This is a genomic window from Carboxylicivirga longa (assembly GCF_050589825.1).
Taxonomy (GTDB): domain Bacteria; phylum Bacteroidota; class Bacteroidia; order Bacteroidales; family Marinilabiliaceae; genus Carboxylicivirga; species Carboxylicivirga longa.
This window is the reverse complement of record NZ_JBNGOZ010000003.1, coordinates 66170-90038: the sequence shown is the minus strand read 5'-3', so window position 1 is coordinate 90038 and position 23869 is coordinate 66170. Positions and strand designations below refer to the sequence as shown.

Here is a 23869-nt window from a genome sequence, read left to right as displayed (position 1 = left end):
TAGCCTACATAAAAGCAATAAAATAAAAACAAAGATAGCTTTGTTATGCTATTTCCTGCTCTTTCTTGCTCAGTTCTGTAATGCTCAAAAATAGCAATTCGAGCTAACTTAAGGTTCACGACGAACTTAATCGAAAGGCATCTGCAATTTTTAGGACTACAGGCGGCTGTTAAGCCGATGGTTTAACAGGCTTTTACAATGGTAGCAAAACTGATGTTCTTTCTGATCGATATCCTCGACATAAGTACTGGCCTGCATTACACAGCCGGGAACATGGCAGTGAATTAAGCCAAAAGTATGTCCCAGTTCATGAATAATTTCGGTTGTAAAACGTTGCAACATCAATGCATCGTTACGGCTCAGCCCATAACGTTCGTTACGCAAGCGAAACATGGATGCAATACCAGATCGACCATTTAAATAAGCCTGTCCGTAGATGAATGTGAGAATATCAATGTACAAATCCACTGTAAACAAGCCAACTGTCTTGCTTGTATCAGCAGCATAATCCTTTTCTATGGTTTCAATTAAGCGATTGGCATTATACTGCCTGCGTGCCGAGTCAAAGTACTTACTTAAATCCAAATAGCCATCTGTAATTGTTACCTTCATCAGAAATTCCTGCTCCACATCTCTGGCAATCGTTTCAAGAAAACCTTTCTCTATTTGGCCAAAAGCTATTAAAGTGATTTTGTCAGGATTCATTACTCAGGAGCTTTGTGTTCGAGGCGGCTGCGTGTATTTAACAAGCCCGTTGGTACTAATTGTTGCCAGACGATTACTTTTCGGGACTCAACTGGTATTTTTTGATTTTATTATAAAGGGTTACCCGGTCTACCTTCAGGGCCTTGGCAGCAGCTGTAATATTCCAGCTATACTTGTTTAAAATGGAGAGGATATGATCCTTTTCAATGTCCTCCAGACTTTCGAATGAACTACTGACCAACTCCTTACCAATAGGCAAGTCTTTAAGGCGAATTTTTTTTCCGTCGCCAATAACAATGGCCCGTTCAATCATGTTTTCCAATTCGCGAATATTGCCTGGAAAAGGAAATTCTTCCAGCCGATTCAGTGCGGATGGCTCCACAGTGATAAGCGGCTTATTCATTGAAAGACAATATTTCTTTATGAAGTAATCAACCAACAAAGGAATATCCTCTGTTCGATCGCGCAACGAAGGCACATTAATATTGATCACATTCAGCCGGTAATATAAATCCTCGCGAAAGAGGCCTTTATCGACCATGCTTTTCAAATCCCTGTTGGTGGCACAAATCACTCTGAAATCTGAACAAATATCCTTATTACCTCCTACCCTTACGAAACTTTTGGTTTCCAAAACCCGCAGCAGTTCAATTTGCATTTTAGGTGGGATGGTGGCTATTTCATCCAAAAAAATCGTTCCGCAATCAGCCATTTCAAAACGGCCCTTGCGATTATAAACGGCCCCTGTAAATGCGCCTTTCTCATGCCCGAACAGTTCGCTTTCGAGCAAGCTCTCTGTCAGGGCTCCACAATGGACGATGACCAAAGGAAAATATTTACGCGGTGAATTGGCATGAATAGCGCGTGCAATCAGCTCCTTGCCCGTACCACTTTCGCCCGTTATAATCACTGAAGCATTCGACTGTGCAACGCTGCCAATTTCCTGCATCAGCTGACGCATGACTTCGCTATCGCCAATCAAATCCTCCACATTTTCCAACGAAACCACCTTTTCTTTAAGCATTTCATTTTCGGCCTCCAAAGTAATTTGTTTACAGGCATTCCTGATTAAATGAGAAAGTTCATCCGGATCGAAGGGTTTGGTAATATAGTCGTAAGCACCATCTTTAAGCGCCTGAACAGCCGTATCCACGGTAGCAAAAGCAGTCATAACAATAACAATGGGGCTCGTTTCCATTGATTTAATGCGGCGGAGCATTTCCAGCCCATCCATGCCCGGCATTTTGATATCGGCCAACACAATATCAAAAACTTCGGCCTCCAGTTTAGCCAAGGCCTCTTTAGCACTTACCGCACACTCAACCCGATACCCGTCTTCAATAAACCATTGATACAGCGAATCTCTCACCGATGCTTCATCGTCAACAATTAATATTGATATTTTAGTAGCCATAGTCATTTCTCATTATGTATTAGCTAAAGGTAAGGTTATAATGATAGATGTACCTTTTCCTTTGTCTGAAACAATATCTGTTTTACCATTATGATTTTGAACGATGCCATGCACAATGGCCAGCCCCAAACCAATGCCACTGGTCTTTTCTTTGGTTGAGAAGAATGGCTCAAAAACACGCTGAATATTTGCCTCCGGAATTCCAACACCATTATCAATCACCTCAATACGGATACTTTCATCGTTGGGATTAGAGGTTCGGAAGATGATCTCCCCATTTTCGGAAACAGCTTCCGACGCATTCACCAAAATAGCAATACAAATCTGTTTGATTTGATTAGGACTACAGTGAATTAAGTCATTTCTCGCGCCAAAATCAACCACAAAATCAATCCCTGCTACTTTCATCGAATGGGCCATCAATTCGTAGGTTTCGTGGAGTACATCGTGTATATGCTTGGCTTCAAAGTCATTCTGATCTTTGCGGGAAAAATCCAATAAGCCTTTCACGATATCGCCACAGCGCTTGGTTTCGCTTTCAATGAGTTTGAGGTTCTTTAATAAGGGCTCTTTTTTGTCTTCATCCGCTAAAACCTTTTGCAACTGCTTTTGAATTAACTTGGCATAAACCAAAATGCCAGATAACGGATTATTTATCTCATGAGCTACGGAAAGAGATAATTTACCCAGCGAAGCAATGCGCTCTATATTAATAAGTTCGTTTTGAACCTGACCTAACTCCTCGCTCTTTTTTTGCACCTTATACTCCAGCTGTTTCGACCAGTTTTGCAATTCCTTATTGGCGGCCTGCAAATTATCTAACATGTTATTAAATGCAAGGGAAACAGTTCTGATATCTGACAATTGCCGGGTCTTAATCTCCAGTCGGGTGCTCTTATCTCCTTTAGTGACAGCCTGGCTGGCTCTGATGATGGCATTCAATGGGTTTTCGATTTGTTTATAGGTAAACAAAATAAGAAAGATAAACAGCAGCGAAGACATGATGGCCGCCAAAATGATGTAATCTTTTGTGGAAGCCGACAGGGCATCATCCAGATCCTTCATCGGTAGCTTAATCAGTAAGGAACCGAGCACTTCTTCCTCTTGGGAATGGGCATGACAGTCAGTGGTTGAGCAACTGGGAGAATTTAAAATCGGTGATTTAATTAACAGGTGTCGGCTGTTAAATGGGTTCTGATTCATGCTGCATTCCGTTTCCACATCAATAACTCGGTAAGATTTCTCTTTCTCTTCAAACATGGATGCGAAATCTATATGGCAGCTTTTACAATCCGGATCGCTATGGTGCAATGAATCTCTGGAAATAGAAGTGTAAACAAGGTTGTTATTGGTATCGTACATGTTAACATCGTCAATACCCGACATAGTATCAATAATATCGAGCGTATTCTGAAGCGACTGACGATCATTTTCGAGCATTGACCGATACAGTGCGCCCTCTACTAATGAACCGATATTCATACCCTTATCGTGCAGCACGGATTCAAAGTACTGTTCGTTTAAAGATCTGAATATGACCCAAAAAGAAACAAATAAAAAGACGACTGAAATAAAAATAAAAAAGACCACTCTTCCATAAATGGAAGAATGGAACTTTACATGCGGCTTTAAAACCCGCTTGACAGATTTTCTGTTAAATAAAATATTTTTGAGCCTTTTCATGCCCTGCTTAGAGTGGTTGATTATACAATGGTTATTTACATCATTGTAAAATGCTGATAAATAACCAAAGTTACATGCATCAATTATATGTTATAAAACAGTTACACAATTTATATACACGGTAATTCTTTTTTCTTGCATCCGGGTCTTCAGACTTTATCAATGAATTTGGTTTGAAATTCCTCCCATACCTCAGGATCTAAATCGGCCAAAACATGGTCGTGTAGCTCACCTCCATCTTGCAAAATTATGTGTTGATAGACTGCAGTATTTGAACGGGCGGCATAGGATAAGAATGTTTTCAAACGCATAAACTCTGCTTTCAACCAGGCCTTATAGCTATCTGCCATTAACATACACTGTATCTCTCTAAACCAGTTTAAAGGCTCAATCAGGTACACCCATCCTTCGTTGTAGGGCGAACTATTGATTAGTGTCGAATGGCTCAGAAGCTGTTGGTTCTCCTGCTTGATAACTCCTGTAATGGGTGAATAAATGGTTAGTTGCTTACCCACACAACTTATGGTGAGTAGCTTTTCCCCTTTTTCCACTTTTTCGCCGGGACGCTTTAGCATTACACGAGTGATTTCTCCTGTGATGTGCTGCATAAAATCATCGATACCAATTCGAACTAAACCATTTTTCTCAATAAACGACCAGGTATGGGTTTTATCAAAATACAACCCTTTAGGCGCCACAATGGTGTTTTCGTTTAAAACAGATGAACTATGAATATCTGCGCCAGCCGAAGTGGAGCGTGGCATAACAAGCTGAGCCAACAGATAAATCAAGACGATGGCACCAGCGAGCAATCCAAGTAATACAACCCACCATTTATTAGATGTCTCTTGCGCTACTGTTTGAGCCAACATATGTTCTGGTTGCACTACTAAATCAATATACGCACGTTTCTCAGCTGAGGCTAAATCACTATATCCGTACTCACTCAACAACTGCCCTCCTTCTGAAAGCACCCAAGTAAGAAACTGCACAGTACTTTCATCAACTGGCTTTTGCGCCGTAACAGCATAGATATTTCCGCTTAGCGCTGATGGATATTTCCCAATCCAAACCCCTCTGGCCAAGGCTGAAGGAGTACTGTAAACATCCTCAAAATTATCAATGCGCCGGTTGCCATTTTTGTCAATGGGTGCCAATGAAATGTTTTCAATCCACTCGTTTGCATCAACCTGACGGATTTCGTTCAATCGACAGAATCCAATAGCATACTTATCTTTTTGTACAGCGGCAATCAGCTCCTCTGAGCTTAACACACGCCTGGCATTTATCAGATCTGGTTCTGAGTGGATGAAATTACCAAGTCGTTGAACAATCGATCCATCATCGCATAGGTAAAAATGGAGCGGGTGGTTTGGAACATCATCCAGTAAGGTTGCCCAGTTTTGCTCGGCTGACTCCTTAAAAAGCAAAGCTAATTTTTCAGCAGTTAGCCCCTGAACACCTATCTCCTGAAGCAATGGATTGTTAGAGTTAATGATCGGCACAATGGCATCATGGCCCACTACTACTTTCCAATGCGAGCCTTGTGCAAGGGAATTTATGGTCTCGTCAGACACAAAACTAAGGTGCTTATTATCAGAAGCAAAAGCATCGGTTAATTCATTTGCTTGGATAGCAGTGGGTGTTAAGGCCTGATATTCAACAATCCAGTCCATCACTAAATGATACAAATCAGATGAGTAACGGACCTCCAGAGCCTCTTCTTCTTGCGCCATTCCAACAGCCGGACTGGTCGCACATAGGGTCGTAAAGCTAAAAAAGCAGAATACAACGCCGATAAGGTACAATCTGTAGTTCATGACATTAGGGTTTTAGCATTATTATTTATTATATAATAGATCCTCATTATTATAAGACTACCCAATAATAATACCTAAACCACATAACACGCATGTAACCAGACAATTAACAGTGTGCCCGAAACGGATTGTCAGCGTTGAATTGTAGAATTTCTCAACACTCCTAGTTGAAATGCAATATAGTCACCTGTCAATCAGTTTGTTATATTTATTGTTTAAAAATTCAACACTGTTGAATTTTTAAACAGTGAACGAATTAATGCGCTCAATATCCTCAGCACAATCAACAGCATTAGCAATTTGTAGAAACAGGATAGCTACCATAGAATGGCATTCTTTTCAAAGCGGGTTTGTTGTTCTCCAACTCATCACTTCCTCCAGGCATACAAGGCCGCATTAAAAGCAGAAACAACATGCTTGTAAACCTCCTGATTACCGGCATATTTCTGATTCATCTCAAATTCGATGCCCAGGTACTTTTCTTCCTCCCGATCGCGAAAATAGCGCACGAAACCATCGGGCTTGCCACAAAATGGATAGTTGAAACGAACACGACAATGTGGCAGTCTGTTCTTAAGTTGTTTTTTCCAGAGCAAGGCAAATTGCTTCTCCTCGATGCGCCCGGGATGATACAGAATACCAAAATCAGTTTGTCGCACATGGCCATTCAATTCAGGTGTAAAGGAATGAACAGACAGATGCAACACTGTTTTATTTTGTGACCATAAATCAAAAACCTTCTTTGCAAAAGGCTGCCGGTAGGCATCGTAGTAATCACTCAGGATGCGCTTTTTCTCCTCGCATGATAAAGCCTTGGTAAACTCAGAAAATAGCGTACGCCTATGGTGCGAACGATTCACATCCACAAGTAAACGACTAATCGTAGCAGCCTGACTATGAAAAATATCATTACTTTTTATAGCACAAAACAAATCAAGTGCTCCCAAATCATATCCACGATGAGTCTTCAGCACTTCTTCCGCTCCTTCAAACAAGGTTTTGTAAGAATCGGGCACCGCATTGCCACCATGCTCGCAACTTAACACCACCACTTTTTTTGTTGCGCTCATATCATTTTTTCAGCTGTTGAATCAAGGCTTCCCGATTCATAATTTTCACGCTCTTTCCCCTTGCCTCTATAATATTTTCATTGTGCAAGTCACGAAGGGCACGCCCCAGCGAAGGACGGGCCACCCCAAACATATTGGCCAGCTCCTCCTGACTTTTCGGCAGTATCAATTCACCATCTACCGATCCGGAAAGCTGCAAGAGGTAATGGGCAATTTTGCCACGTATGGTCTGAAATGACAGAAAACGAATTTTATCGGATAGAAACTGCGTTTTGCTGGAGATGATATTCATGAAATTACTCAGAAAGATATCGCTCCGTTGCATAAGAGAGATGACCGATGTTTTGGGCAAGAGTAGCAACTCGGCCTCATTATTGGCCACCACATTCACCGGACAGCGGTTATTCTCACCAAACAAAAAAGCGATGGCCAGGGGTTTGGGTGGCTCAATATCTTCAATTTTAATGGCCTTACCCGAATAGTCAATCATCTCCCCTTTGACACTGCCCTTGAGCATAATCATCAACGAGCGACATTCATCACCGCTTTGTGCAATCATCTGCCCCTTGCCGTATTTCTTTATCTGATAAGGTATTTCATCCAGAATATGTACCATATCACCATAAGTGATGCCTTTAAATAAAGGACAGTTTAATAGTATCTTCATGAATTCAGTAATTTTGTACCAAATTATAAATTAATTCCGATTTTGTAACATTTGTTACAGACATCGTGCTGCCACCGCCTTACATTTGCTACTGTAAAAATGATCAAAAAAAGCAGTACAATGATAAGAGACGTAGTAAAAATCGATGAGGATAAATGTAACGGATGCGGTGTTTGCATACCCTCGTGCCATGAAGGTGCTTTGCAGATAATAGATGGCAAGGCGCGCCTTATAAGCGACCTGATGTGCGATGGATTGGGTGCGTGCTTAAATCATTGCCCGCAGGATGCCATGACCATTGAAAAGCGCGAAGCTGAGCCTTATGATGAGTTAAAGGTAATTGCCATCATGGTGGAAAAAGGCATCAATACCGTAGTTGCCCATTTAAAGCACCTGAAAGAACACAACGAAATTACTTTTCTAAAACAAGCGGTTAGCTGGTTAAAAGAGAATGAAAACAGCCTCAGCTTTCGCGTTGATGATGTAATCCGCCAAGTACACAAACCGCAGGTGTCGGTGATGCAACAAGTACATTCGGGAGGAGGTTGCCCGGGAGCTGCAGCCCGTTCAATAGAGCGCCCAGCAGCTTCAGCTCCATCGAACCCTACAGGTGAAGCCTCATCAGAGCTCCGCCAATGGCCGGTTCAAATGCACTTGGTCAACCCAATGGCACCTTACTTCAGAGATTCAGACATGGTGCTGGCAGCCGACTGTGTGGCCTTTGCCATGGGAAACTTCCATAGTAAATTTCTAAAGGGCAGAAGCTTAGGCATTGCCTGCCCCAAGCTCGATAGCAATCAGGAAATATATGTAGATAAGCTGATTCAGATGATTGACCAGGCTAAAATTAATACCCTAACGGTGGCCATTATGCAGGTACCCTGCTGCGGCGGATTGTTGCAACAGGCTAAGATGGCAGTGGAGCGCGCCTCGCGTAAAATACCGCTAAAACTGGCCATGGTATCCATTGAAGGTGAAATAATCAAAGAAGAGTGGGTGTAATACCTCCCTACTCATTCATCCATGAATGAAACTATTAATTATTAATTCCTTAACTTAAGGAGAATACATTGTGACTCAAAAAAGTTTAAACCATAATCAATAACTTAAATACCGATCATCATGAGTATGTTTTGCTATCAATGTCAGGAAGCAGCCAAAGGAACGGGTTGCGAAATCAAAGGAGTATGTGGAAAAACCTCCGATGTGGCCAACCTTCAGGATCTGCTGGTGTACACAACCAAAGGTGTAGCGCTGCTCAGTCAGCTGGCCGACCAACAAGGGGTGGCGCAGGACAGGGCCAATAAGTACATCATCGATGCCCTGTTTGTAACCATTACCAATGCCAACTTCGACCGCAATAAAATTGTGGCCAAAATAAAGGAAGGGTATGCCGTTCAGGATGAGATAAAGGCTCAAATTGAGCCGCCCGCCGAATTGCATGACTGCGCCGTTTACCGGGGAGCTAATGAAAACGACATGGAGTCAAAAGCCCTGTTAATCGGTATCCTGTCCATCGAAAACGAAGACATCCGTTCTTTGAAAGAGCTGCTTACCTACGGCCTGAAAGGAATGGCGGCCTATGGCGAGCATGCCTGGAACCTGGGTTACGAAGACGAAGCCATCTATCAATTCGCCAAGAAAGCCCTTGTAGCTACCCTCTCAGATAGCATCGCTGCTGATGAATTGGTTCCACTGGTACTGGAGTGTGGTAAGTTTGGTGTGGAAGTAATGGCTCTGTTGGACAAAGCCAACACTGAATCCTATGGTAATCCTGAAATCACTTCGGTTAATATTGGCGTGGGCAATAATCCGGGCATCCTCATCAGCGGCCACGACCTTAAAGACCTAGAGGATCTGCTGGAGCAAACCCAGGGCACAGGCATTGATGTTTACACACACAGCGAGATGCTGCCCGCTCATTACTACCCTAAGTTTAAGAAATACGATAATTTTGTGGGTAACTACGGCAGTGCCTGGTGGAAGCAAACCACTGAATTTGAATCATTCAACGGCCCCATCCTTTTCACCACTAACTGTATTGTACCGCCCAAAGCCTCGTACAAAGACCGTGTTTACACCACCGGATCCTCGGGCTTTGACGGCTGCGTGCATTTCCCCGATCGCGTCAACGGGCAGCCGAAAGACTTCTCGGCCATCATTGAGCACGCGAAAAAATGTTCGCCTCCTACCGAGATTGAAACCGGCACTATTGTAGGTGGTTTTGCGCACAATCAGGTGCTTCAACTGGCCGATAAGGTAGTAGAAGCCGTAAAAGGCGGTGCCATTAAGAAATTTGTGGTGATGGCGGGCTGCGACGGCCGCATGAAGGACCGTGATTATTATACTGAGTTTGCCAGCGAACTACCGCAGGATACGGTGATACTTACCGCCGGATGTGCTAAATATCGCTATAATAAGTTGCCATTAGGCGATATCGGTGGCATCCCCCGAGTGCTGGATGCAGGGCAGTGCAACGACTCATACAGCCTGGCTGTTACTGCTCTTAAACTGAAAGAGGTATTTGGTCTGGATGATATTAACGACCTGCCCATCGTTTATAACATTGCCTGGTACGAGCAAAAAGCGGTGATTGTGTTACTAGCCTTGCTACACCTGGGCGTTAAGAACATTCACTTGGGCCCTACCCTGCCTGCTTTCCTGTCGCCCAATGTGGCTAACATATTAATTGAAACCTTTGGCATAGGCAGCATCAGCACGGCAAAGGAAGATGTTGAGAACTGGATCAACTAATTAAGAGACGAGATTATAACAAAATCAACTGCAAAGCCTGTGCATCCTGTGTGATGCACAGGCTTTGTGCTTGGTAAAGGATTGAAGAATAGCTATTTAGACTAAATATTGATAAGCTATTAACTACCCTTTTATTTGATTCAAGACCATAAGTAAGCTATCTTACTGATTGCTAATCTAAATCAAACGTTTATGCCCAAAAAATTCTTTGATTTCCTGAAGCCCCCCGAACATTGGCGCATGCCCGTTTTACTAACGGCCGGCATTTTAGTTGGACTGGGCTGCTATGTGTTCTATGTTTCAAGAGCCCACTCCTACCTGTCGGATGAGCCCACTACTTGCGTGAATTGCCACATTATGGCACCCCAGTACGCCACCTGGAGCCACAGTGCCCACCGTGAGGTAGCCACTTGCAACGACTGCCATGTACCGCACAACAATGTTTTTAACACCTATTACTTTAAAGCCAAGGACGGGATGCGGCATGCCAGTGTATTTACCATGCGCGCCGAGCCACAGGTCATCTTTATTAAGGAAGAAGGACAAAAGGTAGTACAACAAAACTGTGTGCGCTGCCACGAGTATCTCATTACCGATGACAAGTTACTGGCGCAAGTACCCGATATGCACCAAAACATCGACGACCGTTATTGCTGGGAGTGCCACCGCGAGACACCTCACGGGCGTGTGAACAGTCTCTCCAGCGTTCCGCACGCAAGGGTACCGGTACCCGAAAGCCCCCTGCCCGACTGGCTAAAAAAATTAAATCAGAAATAACCTAAATCAAATGATCTATGAAACCTATTCGTGAACAAATACAAGAAAAACCCTGGTTAGGCTGGGCGCTTTTTATACTAACCGTTGTAGTTGTCTTTTTACTGGGACTGCTGGCTTCATCCGTTATGGAACGCCGTGCCGAAGCCGTATTTGCCTATACACCCAAGGTTAAGCATGCACCTACCGAACCGCGCAACGAAGTGTGGGGACAGAACTTCCCCAAGGAATATCAATCTTATATAAAAACCAAAGACACCACTTTTGCCAGTAAATACAACGGTAGTGCCATGATAGACATGCTGGAGGTAGATCCGCGCCTGGTGGTGCTGTGGGCCGGCTATGGTTTTGCCAAAGACTATAATCAGGGTCGCGGGCACATGCATGCCATTGACGATATTCAGAGAACCCTGCGTACCGGAGCTCCTTCCGCCGATAGTAAGAGTCCCATGCCCAATACCTGCTGGACCTGCAAAAGCCCCGATGTGCCCCGCCTAATGGCCGAAATGGGACCTGCAGAATTTTACAAAGGAAGCTGGGATGAGAAAGGTGCCGAGGTGATGAATAACATTGGCTGTGCCGACTGCCATGACTCGGAGACCATGAATCTGAAAATCACACGTCCTGCACTGGTGGAAGCCTTTGAGCGCACCGGCAAGGATATCAATGATGCCTCACATCAGGAAATGCGCTCTTTAGTCTGCGCACAGTGCCACGTGGAGTATTATTTCAACAAGAAAACACACCCCGGCGTGCCTTACCTGACACTTCCCTGGGACAAGGGCATGTCGGTTGAGGCCATGGAGGAGTATTATGATAATATAGAGTTCTCGGACTGGACGCATCAGCTAAGTCGTGCCCCCATGCTTAAAGCGCAGCACCCCGGCTACGAAGTTTACCTCACAGGCGTGCATGCCAAGCGCGGCGTTTCCTGTGCCGACTGCCACATGCCCTATAAGAGCGAAGGCGGTATTAAGTTTACTGATCATCATATACAAAGTCCACTGAACAATGTGGCCAACTCATGTCAAGTGTGTCACCGTGAGGAGACCACCAGCCTGGTGGCTGATGTATATGAACGGCAAGACCGCATTATCGAAAACCGCGATAAGCTGGAAGAGCTAATCGTACACATGCATGTGGAAGCCAAGAAAGCATGGGACCTGGGTGCCAACGAAGCACAAATGAAAGACATCCTGATGGACATCAGACATGCGCAGTGGCGCTGGGATTACGCAGCAGCCAGTCATGGTGGTTCATTCCACTCGCCTGTGGAAACAAGTCGCGTAATTGCCACCGGTATCACCGTCGCTCAGGAAGGACGCATTAAACTGGCCCGCGTACTGGCCGATCTGGGACACAACGAGCCCGTGCCCTATCCCGATATCACAACCAAAGCCAAGGCACAGGCCTACATAGGGTTACCCATGAAGAAGCTGAAGGATGAGAAAAAGGAGTTCCTCAATACCATTGTACCGAAATGGAAGGAAGAAGCCAAAAATAGAGAAGCCGGTTATATCACCTCAATGAAATAAACCATAGCGTATGAAAATCAAGAATATAATTTGCGTAACAATTATACTATTGAGCTATAGTACTGGCTATGCTCAGTTTAAGCTATCGGCAGAACTGCGTCCGCGTAGCGAATACAGCCATGGCCTGAAAACACCGGCTACAGACGACACAAAGGGTTCTTTCATCACCAGCCAGCGCACGCGCCTAAACCTGGATTTTAAAAATGAAGATTTTGCCATTGGCATAGTGATGCAGGATGTGCGTAACTGGGGCGCGGAGCAACAGCTCACCGACAATGCTAATCGTGACTTATGGCTCCATGAGGCTTGGGCCGAGTGGTTTATCGACCCTCAGTTTTCTTTAAAAGCCGGTCGCCAGCAGCTGGTGTACGACGATCATCGTATGCTGGGCAGTGTAGGCTGGGCACAGCAGGGACGCTCGCATGATGTGGCCGTATTCAAATACAGCGGCCTCTTCAATGCTCACCTGGGCCTTGCCTATAACAACTCGTCGCTCAACAGTAATATCTACCGGGGGCCCGATGCCTACAAAGCTATGCAGTACCTGTGGGTGAATCGAATAGGCGACAGTTATGCCGCCAGCTTCCTGCTTATGAACCTGGCACGCCCCTACTGGGTCGATGCGGAGCAGCTGGATCAGGAGACCACCCAGACAACCACCATTGGTACCCACCTAAAAACCTCCTTAGGGGAAGTTCAGCTGGCCGGTAACTTCTACTATCAGTTTGGAAAAAACCCCGCCATTAATGAAACTGATATATCTGCCTTTAATGTATCGGTGGATGCCACAACGGCTCTTAACGATATTTTTAATGTGGGTGGAGGCTATGAGTTACTTTCCGGAACCGATCAGGAGGGGGCGGATAAGAACAATTCCTTCAATCCGTTTTTTGGAACAAATCACAAATTCAATGGCCTGATGGATTATTTCTTCGTGAAAAACCACATCAATAACGTGGGGCTGCATGATATTTATTTGAAAGCCGATGCCAAGCCCGGGAAAGTAAAATTCAATGCCGCTCTTCATTTCTTCAGTGCGCATGGCGATATGGTTTCAGGCAATCAGGGATTGGGCACCGAGCTTGATATTTTCTGTGGCTACTCGCACAAAGGGAGGGTACAACTCGATTTTGGCTACTCGCATATGTTCGCCGGCGACGGACTGTACGAGGTGAAAGGCGTTGAGAATAACGATGCTGCCAATAATTGGGCCTGGGTGATGCTAACCTTTAAACCTACCCTATTCGAAACTAAAAAGGACTAACTTTTTTGAATATATTAAAGCGCCGCTTTCAAATTGAAGGCGGCGCTTTGGAATTGGTGTAATTGTATTAAAAAAACAGTCTTAAAATTGTATTACATCAAACAGAGTTTCTGCTGGCATTGATATTGCCAAACAAGGAACGCACTACCATGCGCTCATACAGTGCCAGATGCTCATCATTAGGCTCGTCCTGCAGCTTCTGTATCTCTATTAATGCATGCTGCTGAATGGCCAGCAAAGGCAATACCACATTTTCGCGCAGGCGAATACTGTTACGACTCCGTGCATTGTCTTGCAGCAATTCACTATCACCCGACACTTTCAGTACCATTTCGCGCGTCAGTAGGTATTCGTTATGTATAATAGACCAGAACTCACCGAACTTAGCATCGTTTTCCATGTACTTGGTAAGCGCAAAGTTAGCCTTACTCATACTCTGCATGCTATTTGAGATCAAGGCCTTGAAGAAGATAGAAGTGTTGTACAACTCCTTACAGGCAGCCAGGTTACCGGCTTCTTCCTGCTCTTTCAGAGCCGTGCCAAGACCATAGAAACCTGGTACATTCTGCTTCAACTGGCTCCATGCACCCACAAAAGGAATGGCGCGCAAATCATCAAATACCAGCTTATCTTTCGATCCCCGCTTAGATGGACGACTACCAATGTTAGCCAATCCATAATATTTTAGGGTACTGCGCTCCTCCAGGAACGGCATAAACAAAGGATGTGCTTTCAGCGCGGCATATTTATCATAGCCACTTTGCGACATCTGCTCGATAAGATTACGCTGGGCAGCGCTCAAATCAGAGGCAGTGCGGTTGAATAGATTATTCTCAAATCCAGCGGTAAGCAAGTGCCCCAGGTTGTGAGCCGCAGCTTCCTTAATACCATAGTGTGAACTGATGGTCTGCCCCTGTATCGTAAGCTGAATCTGATGGCTATCAATGGTTTTACCCAATGCCGAGTAAAATAGATGTGTATTACCACCTCCACGAGCCGGCGGTCCGCCGCGGCCATCAAAAAAGACCACTTCCACATCGCTCTCACGCGATATGAGCGAAATATCTTCCTTGGCACGATAAATACCCCAGTTGGCCATAAGATAACCTCCATCCTTGGTGCCATCGGAGAATCCCAGCATCACTGTTTGACGGTTATTACGATTGGCCAGGTGTGTTTTATATCGTGGGTGGTTATATAGCACCTTCATGGCATTACCGGCACCCTTCAGATCGTCCACTGTTTCAAATAAAGGCACAATATCCAGCGTTAAAGGCTCATCGCCCCAGCTGCACAAGCGCGCCAATGCTACTACTTTGGCAATATCGATGGTGCCCCGGCAGTTACTAATGATATATCGATGGGCGGCTCGTTCTCCGTTCTCCTTCTGAATGCTACGGATGGCTTTCATCGACTCTAGGGTATCGCGCACCAGCTCATCTTCAAACACAGAAGTATCGATGCGTCCTTTCACTTTCAGGAGCTTATTAAGCTGTTCCTCTTCCGATAGTTGCCACAAATCGGCCGGGAATAACTCTGGGTTTACACGCATCACCTCCTCAAAGGCTTTACCTATAATGCGACTATCCTGTCGCACATCGATACTGGCGAAGAAAAAGCCAAACTGCTTAATCTTACGCTTGAAGGACTGCACTCTTTCAATAAACAAACTTTGGTGCTCTTCTTTCAGTAACTTCTCTACTTTATCGAGCTGACTCATTAGGTAGTTAAGCTCAATATTATTCTCACCCGAAACATTAGTCAGCTCAGCCGTAAACATATTATCCAACTCATCGAGGATGTCATACACTCCATCGAAGCTTAAACGACGTTTTATGGCTTTTAGCTCTTTATGATAACAGGTAGAAAGTGTAAAACGCAGCTTACGTGCCACTTTCAGTGTGGTATCCACATTTACGAAAGGATTGCCATCGCGGTCTCCTCCGGGCCAGAAACCCATGGTAATCAACTCCTTGTTATGATCTATCTTACCGGGGAAAAATTCGTCGATACGATCCATCAGCTCTCCCACGGCAGGGTAAAAAACATTACCCAGATACCAGGTTAAAGCCAGCGCTTCATCATAAGCGGTAGGCTTTTGCTTGCGATAAAAAGCGGTTTTACCCAGTTGCTGCAACAAATCACGTGCATAGCCCACTTCATCGTTAACAATGGCCTGGGTGAGGTCGGTTGATATGGCCAGTACACGCCCGGGATAAAACTGTGTGGGGTGTGCCGTTAAAACGGCACGAATACCAAAGCTATCCAACAACTCATCCATCTGCTCTTCCAGCTTACGGTTTTCCACCTTTTGCTTAATGCGTCCCCAGCTGTCAGAATCACTGATTCGGTGTATCTTTTTATAAGCGGCCTCCTCCAGTGCATCAATCAAGACGATCTGACGCTCAACGTACTGAATAATTTTAAACAGAAACGAAATACGCTCCCTGTCACTCAGTTCGGGCTTATGTTCTTTAAAAAAGTTATTGATAATCGTATTGGGCGACTCGCCATCCTCCAGGCCTTTGGCACAAGCCTTGTTCAGCAATGGCAGAAGCAAGCCTGTTTGCTGCACCGCATCCAGCGGCAAAGTAAGGAACAGGCTGTTAAAGAGCTGATACTTCAGCTCCACCAACTCCCGATAAGACTTTTCAATTTGATCCATTCTAATATTTTAATAAAGTATATTGATATAATTAAATCAACGGTCAATTTTTGATAATTAATAAGCAAAATAGCCGTCAAAAATAATAAATGCAAAGATACGATGTTTTGATAAAAGTAATACTATCAAACATCTCTGCATTTCCTTTTTTTAAACCTTTAAAGACGCATGAGGCATGTTTACCTACTCCCTTGTTACAAGCCGACCCATTATTTGAATAGAAGTTAAGCGATATTATCGGTATTTTTCTACCTTTGTAGCTTGAAATTTTCGCTCGTAAGAGCAATTGAAGAACTTATAAAACTATAGTTGTGCCGGAAACAAGATATGTATTTGTAACCGGAGGTGTAGCCTCCTCGTTGGGAAAAGGAATTATATCAGCTTCTTTAGCAAAATTATTACAATCAAGAGGTTACCGAGTAACCATTCAAAAGCTTGATCCATATTTGAACGTTGACCCCGGAACTTTAAATCCTTATGAACACGGTGAGTGTTACGTTACTGAGGACGGTGCCGAAACAGACCTCGATCTGGGACATTACGAGCGTTTTCTGAACGTTCCCACCTCGCAGGCCAATAACGTAACCACCGGCCGCATCTACCAAAATGTGATTAATAAAGAGCGGAAGGGCGATTACCTTGGCAAAACGGTTCAAATTATCCCTCATATTACCGATGAAATAAAGCGTAACATTAAGCTACTGGGTACCAAACACAAATATGACTTTGTAATTACCGAGATAGGGGGTACCGTGGGCGACATTGAGTCATTGCCCTATGTAGAAGCAGTGCGTCAGTTGAAATGGGAACTGGGCGATCATGCCGCCGTGGTACACCTAACGCTGGTGCCTTTCCTTAACGCATCGGGAGAGCTAAAGACCAAACCCACACAACACTCGGTAAAGCAACTCCTGGAAAACGGAATTCAACCCGATGTGTTGGTGCTGCGTACCGAGCATGAATTATCGCAAGACATACGTCGCAAGGTAGCCCTGTTCTGCAATTTGGACAGCAAAGCCGTTATTCAGTCCATCGATGTAAAAACCATCTACGAGGTACCTGTAAAAATGCAGGAGGAGGGTCTTGACGAGATTGTGCTTAAGAAACTTAATCTGCCCATCACTGAAAAACCGGCTCTTAAGGACTGGAAAGGTTTCTTAAATAAATTGTACAACGCAAAGCAAACTGTTAGAATCGGTTTGGTAGGTAAATACGTTGAGCTGGCTGATGCCTATAAATCAATTATTGAAGCGCTGCATCACGCCGCTACTTACAATAACCGTAAGGCCAAGGTTGAACTGATTCATTCGGAGGATCTGAACGACACCAATGCAGCAGAGATGCTGAAAGGACTCGATGGAGTGCTGGTGGCTCCGGGCTTCGGACATCGTGGCATTGAAGGTAAGCTGTCGGCCATTAAATATGTGCGCGAAAATAATATTCCTTTTCTGGGTATCTGTTTGGGTATGCAATGTGCTGTTATTGAATATGCGCGTAACGTACTGAAGTTGAGCGATGCCAACTCACGCGAGATGGACAACCGCACAAACCATGCCGTGATTGACCTGATGGAAGATCAAAAGAACGTAACCGATATGGGTGGAACCATGCGATTGGGTGCCTACGACTGCGAGCTAAGCGAGGGAAGCAATGCCTACAAGGCCTACGGCAAAACTGATATAAAAGAGCGCCACCGTCACCGCTATGAATTTAACAACGAATACCTGGAGGCCTTTGAAAAAGCCGGCATGGTACCTGCGGGATTCAACCCTGATACAGGACTGGTGGAAATCATGGAGATTCCTAAGCACAAATGGTTTACCGGTGTGCAGTATCACCCCGAATACAGCAGTACGGTACTAAACCCCCACCCTATTTTCATGGCCTTTATAAAGGCCGCTATAGAAGAGTAACTTAACACACAAACTAATACAATGGATAGAAATTCGATAACCGGAATTGTACTCATTACCATTATCCTGGGTTTTTTCTGGTGGCTCAACAAGCCCACCGAAGAACAGCTGGCTGAACAACAGCGCCGACGCGACTCCATAGCCATGGTAGAGCAGGCGCGACTGGCTGAAGAAGCCAAAGCTGCCATTGCCCAAGAACAGGAAAGCAAAGAAGCGGAAGTTGAAAAAGACTCAGCAGCCGTGGCACAGGCACTTAGCAATCGCTATGGCTTATTTGCCGGGGCAGCACAGGGCGAGCAGTCCTTTGTTACCCTGGAAAACAACCTGGTGAAAATGATTATCTCCACCAAAGGTGCCCGCATCTATTCGGTAGAGTTAAAAGAGTATAAAACACATGATGGCCAGCCCCTCGTACTGATGAATGGCGACCAAAACCGCTTTGGCTTTTACTTTACGCACAACAACCGTAACTTCCACACCAACGATTTATTCTTTGATGTGGCGAAAGCCAACAGCTCCAAAGCCGATCTGCTGATCAAAGCTGATGAGGGAGAAATGATGTTCTCCTATACCCTGCCCGACAACAGCTACATGGCCGACTTTAATATTACCACACGCAACATGAGCAGCCTCATGTCCACCCCAACGGGTTCCTTGGGTATTGAGTGGAACATGCGCATGGATGCTCAGGAGAAAGCACCTGACTTTGAGCGTCAGCGCGCCGGTGTGTATTTTAAATTCGACCAGGAAGATGTGGATCATATCAATGCCCACAGCTCCGACTCAGAGAAGCTAAGCACCAAAGTAAAATGGGTAGCCTTTAAAGATCAGTTTTTCTCCTCGGTATTTATAGCCAAAGATAACTTCATGAGTGGCGAGGTAGCCACCGAAGGGCCGGACGATAAGAACGAGCGACTGATTATGAATGCCAGTGCCCAGGTGAATGTGCCCTTTACCGGCAGCGATAACCTGGCCTTCCAATTCTATTTTGGACCCAACGATTTTAAAACCCTTAAGCCCTATGAGGAAGACTATCAGCTGCGCGAGTTAGTGTATCTGGGATGGGGGTTCCTGCGCTACATCAACCTGGGTGTGATTGAGGTATTCCACTTCTTCGAAGGCTTTATCAGTAATTATGGTATCATCATTCTGCTGTTAACCATACTTATTAAACTAATCCTGTTCCCGCTGACATACAAATCGTATGTTTCAACGGCCAAGATGAAAGTGCTGAAGCCACAGATTGAAGAGATTAACAATAAGATACCGAAAGAGAAGGCGATGGAACGTCAGCAAGCCACCATGGCGCTGTATCGCAAAGCGGGTGTTAATCCCATGGGCGGATGTTTACCCATGGTATTGCAAATGCCTATTCTTTTTGCCATGTTCCAGTTCTTCCCCGCATCCATCGAGTTGCGCGGCGAAGCCTTCTTATGGGCCGATGACTTGTCATCGTACGACTCCATCTTCCAATTGCCTTTTGATATACCTTTCTATGGTGATCACGTAAGTCTTTTCTGTTTGTTAATGGCCATCACCAATATTGTTTATACCAAGATAAACCAGGAGATGACACAAAGCAGTCAACAGATGCCGGGCATGAAAGGTATGATGTATATGATGCCGGTGATGTTCCTGTTCTTCTTTAACAACTATGCATCCGGTTTGAGTTATTACTACTTTATCTCTACCCTCATTACCATCGGACAAACATTATTGATCCGTCGTTTTGTGGACGAGGATGCTTTGCTGGCCAAATTAAATGCCAACAAAAAGAAGCCATCGAAGAAGTCGAAGTTTCAACAGCGTTTAGAAGATATGCAACGTCAGCAGGCACTAGCAGCAAAGAAAGGCAAGCGTAAATAATACATTATAACTTGTTAGATTAATTGATATAGAAACGGGCGACCACATGGAGGTCGCCCGTTTTTTTATTGAATATTTTATGGTCACAGTATTTTGTCAAAGATATTGTGCCCGATTTCTCTGCCTTGCTTGTTTCAACGATATCATTCATTTTTGCTGCTACCCGGCAAAAAGCCTTTGGGCAATACGGGTAGTCCGCCAAGTGTGGGCATAGGGGGCAATAACTCCTTGAGCTCTTTAAGCGGTTCCAAGAGGTTCTTGCGAAAATCTTTGGGGGGCACAATCACGCGTAAAGACAAAGGGTGAATCTCCACCACGGCTCGCTTACCCAAATCGGCAGGCTCCCCATCAACATGACCCACAAGAGCTTGATCGCCTTCAATAATGATCTGACGTGCCTTGGTGACCACATCGTAGCGTCGCTGATCAACACTCTGGTCAAGTATACTAATCAGCAGGGAGGGACCATCATAAATCGGAAACTCCTTGATGATACAAACATCAATTAAGCCGTCATCTATTTTGGCCTGTGGTGCTATATGAATATTATTACCCCACTGCGATGAGTTAGCCAGGGTAATCATAAAAGCCGGTAACTCGTAGGTGGTGCCATCTATACTAATCCGGTAAACAGCGGATTTATACTTAGCGTATTCCTTTGTTATTAATTTGACATAGGTAGCGGGGCCGCGGTGTTTTTGCTTCGCAAACTCATGGCTGATATGGCCATCAAAACCAATACCGGCTACGTTTAAAGATATCTGATTATTCACGCGCAAGGTGTCAATATCCCTCATCTCCATGCGGTTAATCACCTGTAAAGCCCTGTTGACACGAAGGGGAATATCCAGGTAACGCGCCAAACCATTACCCGATCCGGTGGGTATAATGGCCATGGCCGTAGTGGTATTCACCAGCGCTGAACCCACTTCGTTTACTGTACCATCACCCCCCACAGCCACCACTACATCATATTGTCCAATGGCTGCCTTAGACAGCTCACGGGCATGACCGGCATAATCGGTGTAGGCAATATCAAAATCAATGCGCTGATGGTCGATCTCTCCTTCTACCGCTTTCTCAACCGTGCGTTGCTTCCCAATGCCCGATATGGGGTTGATAATGAAGAGTACGCGATGCTTATTCATGGCCAATTATTATGAAATAACCTGATAATTACTTACGCTTTTGACCTCGTGTTTTGGGTTTTTTATATTTCGCAGCTAATTTGCGACGGTAAGAACCTCCCTGATTGGTCTTTTTATTTTTATCCTTCTTCTCATGATAGGCGGCACCGCGCTGTGCTGCCACCTTGGGTGTTTTCACAACCAACATGCCGGCCATTACCTCTTTCTCCGACTCCAGCAAACGCTCGCTTACCTTCACCTCATCGGGCAGAGGCGATAGCTGCACCGTTTTCTTCATCAGCTTCTGAATAGACGACCAGATGGCTTCGTCCTTTTCCTCCACAAAGGCCAGTGCCATACCCTCTGCATCGGCTCGTCCGGTACGTCCAATACGGTGTATGTACGATTCAGCGGTTTCGGGCATGTCATAGTTAATCACATGGCTCACATGGCTGATGTCCATACCCCGTGCAATCAGATCGGTGGCAATCAGCACACGTCGCTGACCATTAAGAAACTCCTCCACCATCCGAAAACGATAATTCTGTGATTTATTGGAATGGATAACTCCCACAGCATCCCCCAGCTCCTTGCCCAGCTCATCGCACAATAGATCGGCCATGCTTTTGCTCTGCACAAACACAAGCACCTTATCCATGTCAGCATTATTATTCAGGAGATGAAGTAGAAAATTACGCTTTGTATAGAAGTTAGGCACCAGGTAAGCGCTCTGAAAGATCTTATCGAGAGGAGTGCCCGTGGCAGCCACTTCTACCCTTAGCGGGTCGTAAAACCATTGCTTGATCAGCATTTCCACATCCGGTGTTACGGTGGCTGAAAACATCAGGTTCTGACGCCGATCGGGCAATAATTCTTGTATCTGCTCTAACTGAGTCCGGAAACCCAGATTCAGCATCTCATCCACCTCATCAATCACGAGTTTCTGAATATTTTTAAGGCGCAATACACCGGTCAGACTTAAATCGATAAGGCGCCCCGGAGTGGCCACTAACACATCTAAACCGGCATAAACCAGTTCTTTTTGCGTGTTGATATTGGTACCACCATAAACACCGCCAATGCGCACACTCATGTATTCTGTTAGCTTTCGAAACTCACCCACCACCTGTTCGACCAACTCGCGCGTAGGCACCAACACCAATATACGCGGATGACGCTGTTGTGAGAATTTCAGCTGCCGAAGAATGGGCAATATGTAGGCAAAGGTCTTACCTGTTCCGGTTTGAGCAATGCCCACCACATCGCGGCCCGACATAATTACCGGAAAGGCTTCCTTTTGTATGGGTGTTGCCGTTTCAAAACCCAGATCATCAAGTGCATTCAGCAGCACTGTATTAATATTTAACTCAGAAAATTTCAAAATATCATGCGTTTTAGTACTGCAAAAATAATGGCTTTATTGGTAAAACTATTATCCGGTGTATAAAAGCTTCGTGAATTAAGTAATAAAGACGCAGCTAAACAAATAATTAAGTGCGGCTTAGTTTTTAAATTCAAATAAATTTTCTAATTTTAGTACAGACTTATATTTACTATTAAACCTTTTTAATATGAGTACAACAACAATCACATTTAATCAGCTCAGGAAGATTAAAGATAGTCTGCCTGATGGAAGCATTCACACAATTGCTGAAGAGTTAAACCTCGACGTAGAAACGGTAAGAAATTACTTTGGCGGTGCCAACTATGATCGAGGTAAGAGTGTAGGGATACATCTTGAACAAGGACCCGACGGCGGTATTGTAGAATTAGATGACACAACGATCCTGGAAATGGCCCGCAAAATTATTGAAGGCGAAAAGCCGCTTGCACAAAGTTAATGTTTACAACCAGTATAAAAAAAAGCGCCTGATGGCGCTTTTTTTATTTAATAAACTTCTCGCGGCTCTGCAAGTTGAGTAAGCCCCATAGAGCTGCCACAGCAGCTACAATCAGCCACGTGCGCACATGTTTGGCAATAACGTTTGCCCAAACACTTTCGCTCATACCCGAGGGTAATACAAAAGGATTTAAAAAGATATTCCAGGCACTTGTTTCTAAAAATCCCGAGAACATCCAAACCAATAAGCCAATGATAACCACAATAACAGCGGTACCATTACCATTTTTTACAACAGTACTAAAAAAGAAACCCAGCATTCCGAAGAGCAATACAGGCACCATTAAGCGGAGCGTTATTTCCCAAACCGGCACCTTGATCAATAAAATACTACTCAGGTTAGCCATTAAAAAGATAAACCAGAACACCATGAAAAAAGCCATTACCAGACGCACCAACCATATTTTGTAACGATAGTTAGGTATGCCAAACAGTATTTCAAGGATTCGTGCATCTTCATCATTCTGAATACCATAACTTGTGGGGAAAAAGATAAGCAGAAAAGCGGGGAACATTAAATGAAAATATACCCCTTCGATACTTACCGTGTCGGAAGTAAAAAAATTAATGGATGTAACTAACAAATAGAAAATAAGTGAAGCACCTAAGAAGTACACAAACCTATTTCCGAATACGATTTTAAGATTATAACGGATAAACTGAAGGGTCAGGCGTGATTTTGCCATCAATCTATTACTTTGTTTTTGCATCT

18 protein-coding genes are annotated in these 23869 nt (G+C 44.5%); 8 read left to right on the top strand and 10 right to left on the bottom strand.

Features of this window, described 5'->3' with window-relative positions:
• Positions 1 to 156: 156 nt before the first annotated feature.
• The 6 genes from ACRD7A_RS03510 to ACRD7A_RS03485 all read right to left on the bottom strand — a co-directional run bounded on the left by ACRD7A_RS03510 (position 157) and on the right by ACRD7A_RS03485 (position 7359).
• Positions 157 to 705: an archaemetzincin family Zn-dependent metalloprotease gene (locus ACRD7A_RS03510; RefSeq protein WP_430810911.1), complete on the bottom strand. Its 549-nt coding sequence runs from the start codon at positions 703 to 705 to the stop codon at positions 157 to 159.
• A gap of 73 nt (positions 706 to 778) precedes the next feature.
• The gene (locus tag ACRD7A_RS03505; RefSeq protein WP_430810910.1) at positions 779 to 2119 is read right to left on the bottom strand and encodes a sigma-54-dependent transcriptional regulator; all 1341 of its coding nucleotides are present in this window, start codon (positions 2117 to 2119) and stop codon (positions 779 to 781) included.
• 12 nt (positions 2120 to 2131) lie between these two features.
• Positions 2132 to 3802, bottom strand: a complete 1671-nt coding sequence (locus tag ACRD7A_RS03500) for a sensor histidine kinase (RefSeq protein WP_430810909.1) — start codon at positions 3800 to 3802, stop codon at positions 2132 to 2134.
• Between the two features lie 149 nt (positions 3803 to 3951).
• Positions 3952 to 5622 (bottom strand): hypothetical protein, encoded by a 1671-nt coding sequence (locus ACRD7A_RS03495; protein ID WP_430810908.1) that lies wholly within the window; start codon positions 5620 to 5622, stop codon positions 3952 to 3954.
• Positions 5623 to 5990: 368 nt separating this feature from the next.
• Positions 5991 to 6692 (bottom strand): N-formylglutamate amidohydrolase, encoded by a 702-nt coding sequence (locus tag ACRD7A_RS03490; protein WP_430810907.1) that lies wholly within the window; start codon positions 6690 to 6692, stop codon positions 5991 to 5993.
• 1 nt (position 6693) lies between these two features.
• Entirely contained in the window at positions 6694 to 7359 is a 666-nt protein-coding gene (locus ACRD7A_RS03485; protein WP_430810906.1) for a Crp/Fnr family transcriptional regulator, read from the bottom strand.
• Positions 7360 to 7479: 120 nt separating this feature from the next.
• Here ACRD7A_RS03485 and ACRD7A_RS03480 point away from each other — a divergent pair, with 120 nt between their 5' ends.
• The 5 genes from ACRD7A_RS03480 to ACRD7A_RS03460 all read left to right on the top strand — a co-directional run bounded on the left by ACRD7A_RS03480 (position 7480) and on the right by ACRD7A_RS03460 (position 13686).
• On the top strand, positions 7480 to 8361 hold the full coding sequence (locus ACRD7A_RS03480) for an ATP-binding protein (RefSeq protein ID WP_430810905.1): 882 nt from the start codon (positions 7480 to 7482) through the stop codon (positions 8359 to 8361).
• 120 nt (positions 8362 to 8481) lie between these two features.
• Entirely contained in the window at positions 8482 to 10113 is a 1632-nt protein-coding gene (gene hcp / locus ACRD7A_RS03475) for a hydroxylamine reductase (RefSeq protein ID WP_430810904.1), read from the top strand.
• A 192-nt stretch (positions 10114 to 10305) separates the two neighbouring features.
• Positions 10306 to 10890, top strand: a complete 585-nt coding sequence (nrfH, locus tag ACRD7A_RS03470) for a cytochrome c nitrite reductase small subunit (protein ID WP_430810903.1) — start codon at positions 10306 to 10308, stop codon at positions 10888 to 10890.
• A gap of 17 nt (positions 10891 to 10907) precedes the next feature.
• The gene (gene nrfA / locus ACRD7A_RS03465) at positions 10908 to 12422 is read left to right on the top strand and encodes an ammonia-forming cytochrome c nitrite reductase (protein WP_430810902.1); all 1515 of its coding nucleotides are present in this window, start codon (positions 10908 to 10910) and stop codon (positions 12420 to 12422) included.
• Between the two features lie 10 nt (positions 12423 to 12432).
• Positions 12433 to 13686, top strand: coding sequence for an alginate export family protein (locus ACRD7A_RS03460; protein ID WP_430810901.1), 1254 nt, complete (start codon positions 12433 to 12435; stop codon positions 13684 to 13686).
• Positions 13687 to 13783: 97 nt separating this feature from the next.
• Here the strand turns inward: ACRD7A_RS03460 and ACRD7A_RS03455 are convergent, their stop codons facing one another.
• Entirely contained in the window at positions 13784 to 16351 is a 2568-nt protein-coding gene (locus ACRD7A_RS03455; protein WP_430810900.1) for a phosphoenolpyruvate carboxylase, read from the bottom strand.
• Positions 16352 to 16662: 311 nt separating this feature from the next.
• On the opposite strand from ACRD7A_RS03455, the gene pyrG reads away from it, so the two are divergent.
• Entirely contained in the window at positions 16663 to 18264 is a 1602-nt protein-coding gene (gene pyrG, locus ACRD7A_RS03450; protein ID WP_430810899.1) for a CTP synthase, read from the top strand.
• A gap of 21 nt (positions 18265 to 18285) precedes the next feature.
• Positions 18286 to 20130 (top strand): membrane protein insertase YidC, encoded by a 1845-nt coding sequence (gene yidC / locus ACRD7A_RS03445; protein WP_430810898.1) that lies wholly within the window; start codon positions 18286 to 18288, stop codon positions 20128 to 20130.
• A 143-nt stretch (positions 20131 to 20273) separates the two neighbouring features.
• Here the strand turns inward: yidC and ACRD7A_RS03440 are convergent, their stop codons facing one another.
• Both ACRD7A_RS03440 and ACRD7A_RS03435 read right to left on the bottom strand, forming a co-directional pair.
• Complete coding sequence (locus tag ACRD7A_RS03440) at positions 20274 to 21278, bottom strand: diacylglycerol/lipid kinase family protein (RefSeq protein ID WP_430810897.1); 1005 nt, start codon at positions 21276 to 21278, stop codon at positions 20274 to 20276.
• Between the two features lie 28 nt (positions 21279 to 21306).
• Complete coding sequence (locus ACRD7A_RS03435) at positions 21307 to 22638, bottom strand: DEAD/DEAH box helicase (RefSeq protein ID WP_430810896.1); 1332 nt, start codon at positions 22636 to 22638, stop codon at positions 21307 to 21309.
• Between the two features lie 190 nt (positions 22639 to 22828).
• Between ACRD7A_RS03435 and ACRD7A_RS03430 the strand changes: the two genes are divergently transcribed.
• A complete protein-coding gene (locus tag ACRD7A_RS03430) occupies positions 22829 to 23098 on the top strand; it encodes a DNA-binding protein (RefSeq protein ID WP_430810895.1) in 270 nt (89 codons plus the stop codon).
• Between the two features lie 43 nt (positions 23099 to 23141).
• Here ACRD7A_RS03430 and ACRD7A_RS03425 read toward each other — a convergent pair whose 3' ends face one another.
• The gene (locus tag ACRD7A_RS03425) at positions 23142 to 23843 is read right to left on the bottom strand and encodes a hypothetical protein (protein ID WP_430817926.1); all 702 of its coding nucleotides are present in this window, start codon (positions 23841 to 23843) and stop codon (positions 23142 to 23144) included.
• Positions 23844 to 23869: the final 26 nt, after the last annotated feature.